The 11,509-nt window shown below is 58.6% G+C and carries 10 protein-coding genes; 4 read left to right on the forward strand and 6 right to left on the reverse strand.

Features of this window, described 5'->3' with window-relative positions; all coding sequences use genetic code 11:
• On the forward strand, positions 1 to 1,290 hold the full coding sequence (locus CRO62_RS10900; protein WP_097100159.1) for a TadE/TadG family type IV pilus assembly protein: 1,290 nt from the start codon (positions 1 to 3) through the stop codon (positions 1,288 to 1,290).
• 85 nt (positions 1,291 to 1,375) lie between these two features.
• Here the strand turns inward: CRO62_RS10900 and CRO62_RS10905 are convergent, their stop codons facing one another.
• The 6 genes from CRO62_RS10905 to CRO62_RS10930 form a co-directional block, all read right to left on the reverse strand.
• Positions 1,376 to 3,370 (reverse strand): alpha-glucosidase, encoded by a 1,995-nt coding sequence (locus CRO62_RS10905; RefSeq protein WP_097100160.1) that lies wholly within the window; start codon positions 3,368 to 3,370, stop codon positions 1,376 to 1,378.
• A gap of 12 nt (positions 3,371 to 3,382) precedes the next feature.
• Positions 3,383 to 4,240: a carbohydrate ABC transporter permease gene (locus tag CRO62_RS10910; protein ID WP_003500737.1), complete on the reverse strand. Its 858-nt coding sequence runs from the start codon at positions 4,238 to 4,240 to the stop codon at positions 3,383 to 3,385.
• Positions 4,241 to 4,244: 4 nt separating this feature from the next.
• The gene (locus tag CRO62_RS10915; RefSeq protein ID WP_179784511.1) at positions 4,245 to 5,156 is read right to left on the reverse strand and encodes a carbohydrate ABC transporter permease; all 912 of its coding nucleotides are present in this window, start codon (positions 5,154 to 5,156) and stop codon (positions 4,245 to 4,247) included.
• Between the two features lie 174 nt (positions 5,157 to 5,330).
• Positions 5,331 to 6,566, reverse strand: coding sequence for an ABC transporter substrate-binding protein (locus CRO62_RS10920; protein WP_097100162.1), 1,236 nt, complete (start codon positions 6,564 to 6,566; stop codon positions 5,331 to 5,333).
• A gap of 54 nt (positions 6,567 to 6,620) precedes the next feature.
• The gene (locus CRO62_RS10925) at positions 6,621 to 7,697 is read right to left on the reverse strand and encodes an ABC transporter ATP-binding protein (RefSeq protein ID WP_097100473.1); all 1,077 of its coding nucleotides are present in this window, start codon (positions 7,695 to 7,697) and stop codon (positions 6,621 to 6,623) included.
• Positions 7,698 to 8,029: 332 nt separating this feature from the next.
• On the reverse strand, positions 8,030 to 8,734 hold the full coding sequence (locus tag CRO62_RS10930) for a GntR family transcriptional regulator (protein WP_065661628.1): 705 nt from the start codon (positions 8,732 to 8,734) through the stop codon (positions 8,030 to 8,032).
• Between the two features lie 100 nt (positions 8,735 to 8,834).
• On the opposite strand from CRO62_RS10930, the gene CRO62_RS10935 reads away from it, so the two are divergent.
• Genes CRO62_RS10935 through CRO62_RS10945 form a run of 3 tightly spaced genes read left to right on the forward strand, consistent with a single transcriptional unit; the run spans position 8,835 to position 11,409 of the window.
• Positions 8,835 to 9,992, forward strand: coding sequence for an LLM class flavin-dependent oxidoreductase (locus CRO62_RS10935; RefSeq protein WP_097100163.1), 1,158 nt, complete (start codon positions 8,835 to 8,837; stop codon positions 9,990 to 9,992).
• Complete coding sequence (locus CRO62_RS10940; RefSeq protein WP_097100164.1) at positions 9,992 to 10,885, forward strand: aldo/keto reductase; 894 nt, start codon at positions 9,992 to 9,994, stop codon at positions 10,883 to 10,885. The genes CRO62_RS10935 and CRO62_RS10940 overlap by 1 nt, the downstream gene beginning before the upstream one ends.
• Entirely contained in the window at positions 10,885 to 11,409 is a 525-nt protein-coding gene (locus tag CRO62_RS10945; protein WP_013761544.1) for a flavin reductase family protein, read from the forward strand. Before CRO62_RS10940 ends, CRO62_RS10945 begins: the two co-directional genes overlap by 1 nt.
• Positions 11,410 to 11,509 lie beyond the last annotated feature (100 nt).

The following is an 11,509-nucleotide window of genomic DNA, read 5'->3' on the forward strand; positions in this document are numbered from 1 at the left end:
TTGAAAAACTTCTGGCAAGAGAAATCTGGAAATTTTGGCATTCTGACCGCGCTGCTCATGGTGCCTCTGTGCGGGGCTGCCGGTGTGGCGCTCGATATTACGCGCGGCATGTCGGTCAAAGCCGATCTGCAGCAGGCGGCGGATTCTGCGGCTCTGGCGGCAGTCGCCGATATGTCCGCAAGTGTTCAGGCGGCAAAGAAGATGTCGGGGGACGGTGTCATTCCCGTCGGCAATGACGAAGCCCGGGCATTCTTCGATGGCAATCAGCGCGGCGACGCGGACTACACCATTACCTCTGTCGATGTTTCGGTGATCAAGCACGGCAATGTGGTCGAGTCGTCCGTCAGCTTCAAGGCGTCGGTCAGCACGACGCTCTCAGGGCTTCTGGGGAAAGATTTCGTTTCGGTTGGCGGCACGGCCACGGCCAAATACGAAACGGAAACCTTCAGCGATTTCTATCTTCTGCTTGATAATACGCCCTCCATGGGAGTGGGCGCCACACCCACGGATGTTGCCACCCTGGTTGCGAATACTGGCGATAAATGCGCTTTTGCCTGTCACATCGTGAAGGACGGCGTGGCAGATCCGAACAGCTATTACTTCAAGGCCAAGAAACTCGGGGTTACGACGCGTATCGACGTGGTTGCCAAGGCAACCGCCAGCCTGATGGACACGGCAAAGTCCACGCGCAAAAGCAGCAATCAATATCGCATGGCCGTCTATACCTTCGGGGAACGGGCGGAAGATACCAAGCTGCTTGAGGTCGTTTCGCTAACCTCGGATCTGGACGCAGCAAAGAAAAAAGCTGGTGAAATCAACCTGATGTCGATCCCCTATCAGGGATACAACAACGACCAGCAAACCGATTTCGACCGGGCACTGGTCCAGATTGGAGATAAGGTCGGCAGTTCGGGCACGGGCGCAAGCTCGGCAAACCCGGATAAGGTTATTTTCTTTGTTTCAGACGGGGTGGGCGACAGTTACAAGCCGTCCTCCTGTACGAAAAAACTGACAGGAGGCCGCTGTCAGGAGCCGATCGACATCAAAGACTGTACGAAATTGAAGGAAAAGGGTTTTCGTATCGCGGTGCTTTATACCACCTATCTGCCGCTGCCGACGAATGACTGGTATAATAGCTGGATCAAGCCCTTTCAGGCGGAAATCGGCTCACGCATGCAGAGCTGCGCTTCCCCGGGCCTGTATTTCGAAGTCAGCCCGTCCCAGGGCATCAGCGACGCGATGACGGTGCTGTTCAAGAAAGCCATTACATCACCGCGCCTGACGGGCTGATTGTCGTTTAGCGAGGCCTTTTAGAGCATCGGTTGAACGCCGCAATATTTGCGGCGTTTTTTGGAAATGGCCGGAAGGTGATGCTTCAAGCGATATTCCGAAGCTGTTCAAATAACGCAGTAAAGGGCGTTTCAGCGCGGTAGAACACAGCCGGCTGGCCTATCGGAGCCTCCACGGTGATCTCGTGCCCGCCAAAATACCGCGCGCCGCTCCAAAGATGCACCCATTCACCATCGCCCGGAAGGTAAAGCGTGCGCTGCGTCTCCCCCGCCTTCCACACGGGTGCGACCAGTATGTCGGCTCCGTAGAGATAGCTGTCCTGAATGGCATAGGTCTGCCGGTCGTTCTCGTGATGCAGGAAAAGCGGGCGCTGTACCGGCAGGCCGGTTTTGGCCGCTTCAGTGGAAAGCGATTTCAGATAGGGGGCGAGTGCAACGTAGATCGCCGTCATGCGGGCAAAATGGCCAAGAACCGTCTCGTCCTGATCGATCTGGAGATTGTCGCGCGGGCGATTTCCCTCATGGGTGCGCATGACAGGGGTAAAGGCTGCCATCTCCGTCCAGCGCATAATGAGTTCCGGGGTTCTGACATTGCCGAACAGGCTGGTATAACCGCCAATATCGGAGTGGTGATAGGCGTTGCCAAGAAGACCGGAAGACAATGCGCCACATATGACAGTGACGAGACCGTCATGGCGGGAGAAATCGACGGACTGATCACCGCCCCACAGCAGCGGGCAATGGGCTTGCACACCGGTAAAGCCCGCCCGCATGAAGAACAGCGCTTCGCCGGTTTTGCCGCGGCTTTCAACGGCCTTGGCGTTGACCTCTGCCCAGAGCGTCGGCCAGGCATTGTGCATCAGTTTGGCGTCGATGCCGTTCGACAGCGTGATGTCGATCGGTAGATATTCGCCGAAATCGGCCATCCAGCCGGAAAGGCCGAAATCCAGCATGTTCTTGCCGATGATCTCTTCGGCAAACCACTCGGCTGCGGCCGGATTGGTGAAATCGACCACGCCACAATCGAACTCGCCGAAATCCACGAGCGCCGTCTTGCCGTCCGCACCGGTGGCGAAATAACCGGCCGCCTCCGCCTCCGGAAAAAGCGGGCCGTCGACGCAGAGATAGGGGTTCACGTATCCCAGAAAACGAATGCCCTGATCGGCAAGCTCGGCGATCTTCTGACGCAGATGCGGATAACGCGCCTCATTGGCCTGCCAGTCCCAGAAGAGCCGGGCGCCAAAGGATGTCTGGCGAAGCCCCACCCAGTCCTCGCACCACAGGCCGGAGACCTTGGTTCCGGCAGCGCGGATTTTTTCCAGCCGGGCAAAGGAGTTGGCGCCATCCTTTAACCCGATGATCGCGCCGCTATAGACCCACTCCGGCAGTTCCGGCTGGCGTCCGAACCGCAGCGAGAGGGCGGAAACGATATCAGTGAAACGATCGCCGGTGAAAAACTCGATCCTCTCGGGGATTGCCCAGATCTCGACTTCGTGGAAATCTTCGTTGCGGAAATCGAAGACCGAATAGGCGCTGGTTTCCACATGCAGCGCATATTTGCGCGACGACAGATAGGTCGGCTGCGGGTAATTGGTGTTGTAATAATCGCCACCCGCCTTGCCGCTGACGTCAGCCTTGAAGGTGATTTCAGCGGTCTTGTCGCGGCCGACACCGGGTTCGGAGGTCCAGAGCGGAAAGCGGCGGCCGCGCATGTCGAAATAGGACATCTGTTCGCCACCGCCCCAGACATGTTCGTCCTCATCTGCGACGATCCGCAGCCACAGCCGATTGATGGTTTCATCCAGCGCCGTGACCCTGATGGCATTTCCATCCAGCGCCAGATGAAGGCGCGCGGCCTGCCCGGGTGCGGAAGACAGCGTAGCGCTGTCGCCACTGACTTCGGCGTGGCGGAGCGCAGTTCGTTCGATGACATAGTCCTCGATATCGAAATTGCCGCGATACATATCCATCCGCTCCTTGCCGAAACCGGCGAAGAAAGCCGGGTTCTCAGGCGAATGAGAAAGAATGGTGCGGCCGCCAATCGCAAGCGTGAAGCCGTCTCTGGTCTTTTCGAATTGCATGACTGTACCTGTTTAACCCTTGAGACCGCCGGCGGTGAGACCGGAGACGACGCGTTCCTGAAAGATGACGATCAGGATCGCGACCGGGACGATGCCGACCACTAGCGCCGCCGAGATGACGGGCCAGGGGAAAGCGAACTCACCCTGGTAAAGCTGGATGCCGACCGGCAGCGTGCGCAGTGCTGGATTGGAATTGAAGGAAAGCGCCAGCAGGAATTCGTCCCAGGCGTTCACGAAAGCGAGAATACCGGCGGTGAAGACGCCCGGCGCGCAGAGTGGCACGACAACCTTGAACAGCGCGCCGATGCGGGTGCAGCCATCAATCATGGCGGCGTTTTCCAGATCGCGCGGGATGCTTTCGAAGAAGGACACCAGCATCAGCGTGCAGACCGGCAGGGAGAGCACGGTGTAAGGCAGGATAAGAGCAGTCCAGCTATTGAGCAGGTTGAGCGCACGCATGATTTCGAACAGAGGCACCAGCAGCGTTACCAGCGGGAATGTGGAAACGGCGATGATGAGCGAGAGGATCAGCGCCCGGTATTTGAGATCGAGCCGCGCCAGCGCATAGGCTGCCAGCACCGAAATCAGAATTGTGAGTGCCGTGGAAAGCAGCGCAACCATGAAGCTGTTGAACAGGAAGAGGTGCAACGGCTGGTCGGAAAAGGCCTGCATGTAATTGGCAAGCGTCGGCGCATGCGGAAACCATGTGATCGGTTTCACCGTCAGTTCCGCTTCGGTTTTCAGCGAGGTGAACAGGATCCATATTGCCGGAAACAGGCCGTTGACCAGCAATATGGAGGCCGCGATGAAGCGCAGCGGCTTGCCGGAGAAGAAGGAGGACAGACCGGAGGAGGTTGCAACGGTGCTCATGGGATCAGTCCTTCGTCCTGATAATGCGGAGATAAACGGCGGTGACGCACATGGAGAGCGCAAACATCATGACCGCCAGTGCCGAACCGTAACCGAGATCAAGGAAGGAAACGGTGTTCTGGTGAATGTACATGGCGAGCGTCGTGGTTGATGTGCCGGGTCCGCCGCCGGTCATCATGTATGGAATATCAAAGGTCTGCAGCGCCGTAATCGTGCGGAAGATGAGAGCAACGACGATCGAGGGCTTGAGGAGAGGCAGCGTGATCTCGAAGAACTGCCTGAGCTTGCCGGCGCCATCCACATCTGCGGCTTCATAAAGCGAGCGCGGAATGGTTTGCAGCCCTGCAAGGATCATCAGTGCCATGAAGGAGGAGGTCTTCCAGATGATGGTCAGGCAGATGGCCGCAAAGGCCCAGTTCGGGGAGTTGAACCAGATGATGCCTTCAAAGCCCAGCCGGTTCAGCACATCGTTGACCACGCCGTATTCGTAGTGGAAAAACCACGCGAAGATGAGGCCGGCGAACGACAGCGGCAGCGCCCAGGGGATGAGCAGCGACAGGCGCATCGGCCATTGCATGGAAAACGGCAGGTTGGCGAGGAGCGCAAGGCCCAGGCCCATGAACAGCGCTCCCGGCACAGTTATCAGCGTTATCAGCACCGTATTCCAGGTCGTTTCCCAGAAAATCGGGTCATCGAGCATCGCCGTGTAGTTTTCAAGGCCGATGAATTCCGCCGGCAGGCCTGATGTCAGCGAAAGGCTGAAAAACGAGGTGTAGACGAGACGCGCCACCGGATAGACGATGATGAGCGAAAGAAGAATGGCTGCAGGCGCCAGCAAAAGCACGGCAAGCGACCGGTCACCGAGATCGAGCCACCGCGTCCAGCGCGGCTGCGGTTTCTCGTCCACCCTGACCATTGTTCTCTCCGGCATCGTCACGTCTGCCACTCCCGCAACTGAATTCACGTCATCGTCTCCCGATCAGACCGGTTAAGTTCCGGCCCGTTTATCGCGCCGTTCAGGCGATTTTAACTGGTTCGGCCAAACAGGCCGGCAACGGCATGTCTTGCATGCCGCCCCCGGCCACAAGGCTTAGCGCAACACGCGACGCAGACGGCTTTCCATCTGCTTTGCGCCGTCTTCCGGCGACATCACGCCCGCAAGCACGCCATTGACGGTGGTGCGGATCGTTTCGCTGACCTCGTTGTAACGCGGTGTGACCGGACGGGCCTTTGCCGTTTCAACAACCGGAAGCGCATCCGCAAACCAAGGGATGGACTTGGTCACATCAGCATCCTTGTAGAGCGAGGCATAGGTGGGCAGCAGCGCGGCGTTGATGGCCATGAACTTCGAAACATCCTGGCTGGACAGATATTCCACCAGTTTCTTGGCTTCGTCCTGCTGCTTGGAATAGGCGGAAACGCCGAATTCCCAGCCGCCGAGGCACGTCGTCTGCTCCCCGCCCTTGACAGCCGGCAGACGGGCGACACCAACCTTGTCGTTCACCTGCGATTCCTTGCCCTGAAAATGGGTCCAGGCGTAGGACCAGTTGACGGCGAAGAGAACCTTGCCCGCCTGGAATTCCTTGCGCGTGTCGTCGGTCGCCACTTCGGAAATGTTCTTCTTGGAAACGCCTTCGTCGACGAAGCTCTTCCAGAGCTTCAGCGAATCCACGGCCGCCTGATTGTCGAAATTCAGCTTGCCGTTTTGAACCAGCGACTTGCCTTCGCTCCAGTAGGGCAGCAGGAACGTGCACACCGCACCTTCGATGGCCTTGCCCTGGAAGGAAAGGCCCTGAAGCTCGGGGTTCTTTTCGCCCTCCATAACCTTCTTGGACGCTTCCTTCAGCTCGTCCCAGGTGGTCGGCGGCTGGATGCCGTATTTGTCCAGCAAGTCCTTGCGATAGTAGAGGAACATGGAATCGGCGAACGCCGGCAGCGCCACGATCTTGCCGTTCACGGTGTTTGCCTCGGCATAGGTCGGCAGGTAGGCGGACAAGTCCTTGCCGGAGAAATCGCTGGTCCAGCCAGCGGTTGCGAACTGTGCGGGACGGATGACATCGAGCATCAGCACGTCAAGGCTCGAATCCTTGGCAGACATGACGGTGTTGAGATATTGCGCCTGCATTTCGGAGGTGTTGCCGCCGGTCTCGATCACGACTTTCACGCCGGGCGTCTTCGCCTCATATTGATCGAGCGCCTTGCGCCATACATCGGGTTGATGCTGGCTGGAAACGAAGATTTTTAGTTCGGCGTCGGCAAAGGCCTGTCCCGAAAGGCTGAGCATCGTCGCGCAGAGCGCTGCTCCCGTAAGGGCTTTGAATTTCATGTTTTCCTCCCGTTATTGAAATCTTGAAGCCGGGCCTGCGGCGGCCCGATCCTGTCACTGAATGGAGCGTTCCGTTGTCACGTCGAACAGGTGCACCTTCGATGGGTCGAGGCCGATCTTCAGTTCCTCATTCGGCGCCGGTTTCATTTCTGGCGGCATTCTCGCCGTCAGCGCCGCATCACCGAGGGTGAAATGCACCAGCGTATCCGACCCCAGAGGCTCCACCACCTGCACTTTGACGGAAAGCTGTGTGTCAAATCCCCCGGCAGGACCGAAATGTTCAGGGCGAATGCCGACGATGACCTCCCGTCCATCGAGCGCCGTTTCACGGGACGGCCTGACTGCTGCCAATGGAAGAGAATTGCCGTCCGCAAATGTCAGCCTGTCGCCGGTCACTCTGGCGCGAGCGAAATTCATGGCAGGCGCACCGACGAAACCGCCGACGAACACGCTTTCCGGACGGTTATAGACCTCGTCCGGCGTGCCGACCTGCTCGATATCGCCGCCGCGCAGAATGACGATGCGGTCAGCCAGCGTCATCGCCTCCACCTGATCATGCGTCACGTAGATGATGGTGGTGCCGAGCTGCTGGTGCAGGCGCTTGATTTCCGTGCGAACCTGTCCGCGCAGTTTTGCGTCGAGGTTGGAAAGCGGCTCATCGAACAGGAACACCTGCGGGCGGCGCACGATGGCGCGGCCCATGGCCACGCGCTGGCGCTGGCCGCCGGAAAGCTGGCCCGGACGACGGTCCAGCAGATGGCTGATGCCTAGCATATTCGCTGCCTCATCAATGCTGGCATTGGCCTGCGAGGCGCTGACACCACGTACCTTCAGGCTGAAACCCATGTTTTCACGTACCGTCTTGTGCGGGTAAAGCGCGTAATCCTGAAACACCATGGCGATGTCGCGCTCGCGCGGCGGCAGTTTGTTGACAACACGGTCGCCGATCATCACCTCACCGCCGCTGATGCTTTCCAGCCCGGCGACCATGCGCAGCGTCGTGGATTTTCCGCAGCCGGAGGGGCCGACGAAAACCACGAATTCACCATCGTTGATTTCAAGGTCGATACCCTTGACGATGCGCAGGGCACCGTAACTCTTGTCCAGCTTGCGCAGGCTGACTGAAGCCATCTTTTCCTCCTCACGTCCGGGGCGTCCAAAATCGGATGAACGCAAACCCGGCATCAACCTTCAAATCCACGCATCGCTTTTCGAAAAAATCATCCCGATCGTCCGGCGATATCGTGGGACGGCAAAACGCCTGTCTCCCTAGGTCCGTGATATTACCTTTCGTCAAAAGGAAATCAATAGTGTATCAATTTTATTTCTGACAGAAATCAAAAACCGGCAAAGCTTTGATTTGTAGAAATATTTCAACGAAAACCCCTGCGTGGCAGGTCGCGGCTTCCTTGCCTGCGGTCAATTTTCTCTGTTCATGTGGATCACGCGAATTTCGTGCGTTTTCAACGTATGCGTGAAACGTACCGCGCGACAGTGTGGTCGAACCATGTCCATGAGACTTCAGCCACGGCGCCGTCCTGACCCTGGCTCAGGCGAAGGACACGCGGCACCGACGCGCCGGATTTCTGGCCGAATTGTGCAGGCGCCCACTCTGGCACTTCCCCGAGGTCGATGCGGTCTTCGGCCTTCGATATCCAGAGATTGAGGCGGGTGCGGTAATAGAGATAGAGCGATTCCGACAGGTTCTCGATGGTAATCGTGTCGACATAGGAGCCGTCGAGCCAGATCTCCTCGATCGCCGCCGGTTTCCCTGCGATACGCCTCAGGCGGCGGATGCGGTGGCCTTCCGGCGATGTGCCAAAGGCGGGCAGGGTGGAGGGCTTGGCAAGGCGGGCAACATCCAGCACCTCCGCCGTCGGGAGGCCACCGCCCTCGATCATCTCAAGCCGGAAGAAGGCATAAACGCTTTGCGGATCGCTGACTGCCCGGATGTAATTACCGGAACCCTGCACGCGCTCCAGCAGTCCACGCTCCTGCAACTCCGCAAGCGCCTTGCGAAGCGTGCCGACAGCAATGCCGAGATCGGCTGCCATATCCCGTTCGGGAGCAAGCTTTTCACCATCTGTCAGACGGCCCGCAGCGACTTCGCGCACCAGCATTTCGGCGATCTGCAAATACATAGGCAGGCTGCCGCCCGTGTGTTTCATGATGCCATCCCCTCCGCAAAACAAAAATTGATACATCATTGATTTACATATTTCTTGATGTTATGCAAGAAAAACGAGAGCGGCCTTGAGGAGGAATTGCATGACCGTCGTACCCGTTACATCCGCTGATCTCAATGCTGCCGAGGTCTCCTGGTTTTCTGCCCTTTGTTCCGATGATTACGCCTATCTGGGCGTGCCGGATGGCAGCCTGCGCTCCAGCTTCGAACATTGCTCCGACATCGTCAAAAAGGCCGAGGAACTCGGTTTTCGTAACATTCTCTGCCCCTCTTCCTATCAGGTCGGCCAGGACACGTTGAGCTTCGTAGCGGGTTGCGCTCCGATCAGCGACCGCATCAATTTCCTTGCTGCAATCCGTTGCGGCGAAATGCAGCCGATCATGCTGGCGCGTACGGTGGCGACGCTCGATCACATGCTGAAGGGCCGCCTGACGCTCAACGTCATCAGCTCCGATTTTCCCGGCGAGGTGGCTGACAGCGCGTTTCGCTACAAACGCAGCCATGAAGTCGTGCAGATTTTGCGCCAGGCTTGGACCCGTGACACGATTGACCATGACGGCGAGATCTACCAGTTCAAGGGTGTCTCCACCGAGCCTGCACGTCCGTACCAGCAGAATGGCGGTCCGCTGCTCTATTTCGGCGGTTATTCGCCGGATGCGCTGGAGCTGTGCGGCGCGCAATGCGACGTGTATCTGATGTGGCCCGAAACGAAAGACCAGCTCGCAGATCGCATGCGCGCTGCCCATGAGCGTGCCGCAGCCCATGGCCGCACGCTGGATTACGGCCTGCGCGTCCATATGGTCGTGCGCGATACCGAACAGGAAGCGCGCGAATATGCCGAGCATCTTGTTTCGAAGCTCAATGACGAGTACGGCCAGCTGATCCGCAACCGCGCCCACGACAGCGGCTCACTCGGTGTATCGCATCAGGCGCGTGCCCGGGAACTGGCCGACAAGTTCGGTTATGTCGAACCCAACCTGTGGACCGGCATCGGCCGGGCGCGCTCCGGCTGTGGTGCAGCGCTCGTCGGCTCCACCGACAAGGTTCTTTCGGCGCTGGAGGAATACCAGAAGATGGGTATTCGCGCCTTCATCCTCTCGGGTTACCCGCATCTCGACGAGGCTGGACACTTCGGAACCAAGGTCCTGCCGCAAATGAAAACCTGCTCCCTGCCGCATGCCTACGGCCGGGTGCCTTCTGAAACACCTGCCACGCCGCTCGGCAACGGGGAACGCCACTGATGGAACGTATCGCTCTTTCTGAAAACCTGGAACTTAGCCGCATCGTTTACGGCATGTGGCGCATCGGCGACGATGCTGATACTTCGCCTTTCCATGTACAGGCAAAGATCGAAGCCTGCCTGGCGCAGGGCATCACCACCATGGATCAGGCCGATATATATGGTGGATACACGGCGGAAGCCATTCTGGGTGCCGGCCTCAAGGCAACTCCATCCCTTCGCGACAAGATCGAGATCGTGACGAAATGCGGCATCGTGGCGCCGACCGGGCGTCACTCAGCCGCCCGCGTCAAGCACTACGATACCACGGCTGGCCATATCAACGCTTCGGTTGAGGCCTCCTTGCGTGACATGGGCACGGATCATGTCGATCTGCTGCTGATCCACCGGCCCGATCCGCTGATCGATCCCGAAGAAACCGGCAAGGCGCTCGATGCACTGGTAGCGTCCGGCAAGGTCAAGGCCGTGGGCGTTTCCAATTTCCGCCCGTGGGATTTCGCCCTGCTGCAATCGGCTATGAGCAATCGGCTGGTTACGAACCAGATCGAAATGAGCCTGCTTGCTACCGATAGCTTCACCAATGGCGATCTGGCCTTCCTGCAGGAAAAACGCGTTTCACCGATGGCATGGTCGCCGCTTGGCGGCGGTTCGCTGTTTTCAGGTGCGCATGGTGGAACCATGGCCGCCCTGCAGCGCATCGGCAACGAGCAGGGCGTCGATGCCACTGCCGTTGCCATCGCCTGGCTGCTGCGGCATCCGGCAAAGATCGTGCCCGTGCTCGGCACCAACAATATTCAGCGCATAAAAACGGCGGCCGATGCCCTGCGCGTCACCATCGACCGCCAGACATGGTTTGAGCTTTACACACTTGCAATTGGAAGCGAGGTGCCGTGATGACAGTCGCAGAAGCGATCAAAATGCCCAATGAACATGTATTTGTTCCCGGCGGCGAAAACAGCCGCAGCTTTCGCAACGCGCTCGGCGCTTTCACCACCGGCGTAACGGTGGTGACGGCAACGACGCCCGAAGGGCCGATCGGCATGACGGTCAACAGCTTCGCGTCGGTATCGCTCGATCCGCCGCTGGTGCTGTGGTCGCCCGCTAAAAATTCGTCACGCTATCCGGCCTTCAGCGGCGCAACGCATTTCGCCATCCATGTGCTGAGCGCAGATCAGGACGTGCTGAGCGCCCGCTTCACCCGCAACGGCCGCGCATTCGACGATCTTGACTGGGAAATCAACGACGAGGGCGTTCCGGTCATTCCGGGCACGCTCGCCCGTTTCGAATGCCGGCAGGCGGCAGCTCACGATGCGGGTGATCACACCATCATCGTCGGCGAAGTGCTGCGCGCCGCCCACCGCGATGGCGATCCCCTGTGCTTTTCAGGCGGAGCCTTCGGGCGGTTTTCAAAGCAGTAGGCAGAACGGGATTTTGCCGTTCGATCTCGGTAGAGATTTACTCCAGCCATTTGTTGCTTATTTAACGGAGCACGCCTGTCGTGCTCCGTTTTTGTTTCGT

It is taken from the genome of Rhizobium sp. AN6A (genome assembly GCF_900215635.1).
Taxonomy (GTDB): Bacteria; Pseudomonadota; Alphaproteobacteria; order Rhizobiales; family Rhizobiaceae; genus Agrobacterium; species Agrobacterium tumefaciens.

What these genes read in the sequence shown, in the direction of transcription:
- CRO62_RS10940 (WP_097100164.1), top strand. Translation starts at nt 9,992, where the DNA reads ATGGAACGTATCGCTCTTTCTGAAAACCTGGAACTTAGCCGCATCGTT.
- CRO62_RS10915 (WP_179784511.1), bottom strand. Translation starts at nt 5,156, where the DNA reads ATGGTCAGGGTGGACGAGAAACCGCAGCCGCGCTGGACGCGGTGGCTC.
- CRO62_RS10935 (WP_097100163.1), top strand. Translation starts at nt 8,835, where the DNA reads ATGACCGTCGTACCCGTTACATCCGCTGATCTCAATGCTGCCGAGGTC.
- CRO62_RS10905 (WP_097100160.1), bottom strand. Translation starts at nt 3,370, where the DNA reads ATGCAATTCGAAAAGACCAGAGACGGCTTCACGCTTGCGATTGGCGGC.
- CRO62_RS10945 (WP_013761544.1), top strand. Translation starts at nt 10,885, where the DNA reads ATGACAGTCGCAGAAGCGATCAAAATGCCCAATGAACATGTATTTGTT.
- CRO62_RS10910 (WP_003500737.1), bottom strand. Translation starts at nt 4,240, where the DNA reads ATGAGCACCGTTGCAACCTCCTCCGGTCTGTCCTCCTTCTTCTCCGGC.
- CRO62_RS10925 (WP_097100473.1), bottom strand. Translation starts at nt 7,697, where the DNA reads ATGGCTTCAGTCAGCCTGCGCAAGCTGGACAAGAGTTACGGTGCCCTG.
- CRO62_RS10920 (WP_097100162.1), bottom strand. Translation starts at nt 6,566, where the DNA reads ATGAAATTCAAAGCCCTTACGGGAGCAGCGCTCTGCGCGACGATGCTC.
- CRO62_RS10930 (WP_065661628.1), bottom strand. Translation starts at nt 8,734, where the DNA reads ATGAAACACACGGGCGGCAGCCTGCCTATGTATTTGCAGATCGCCGAA.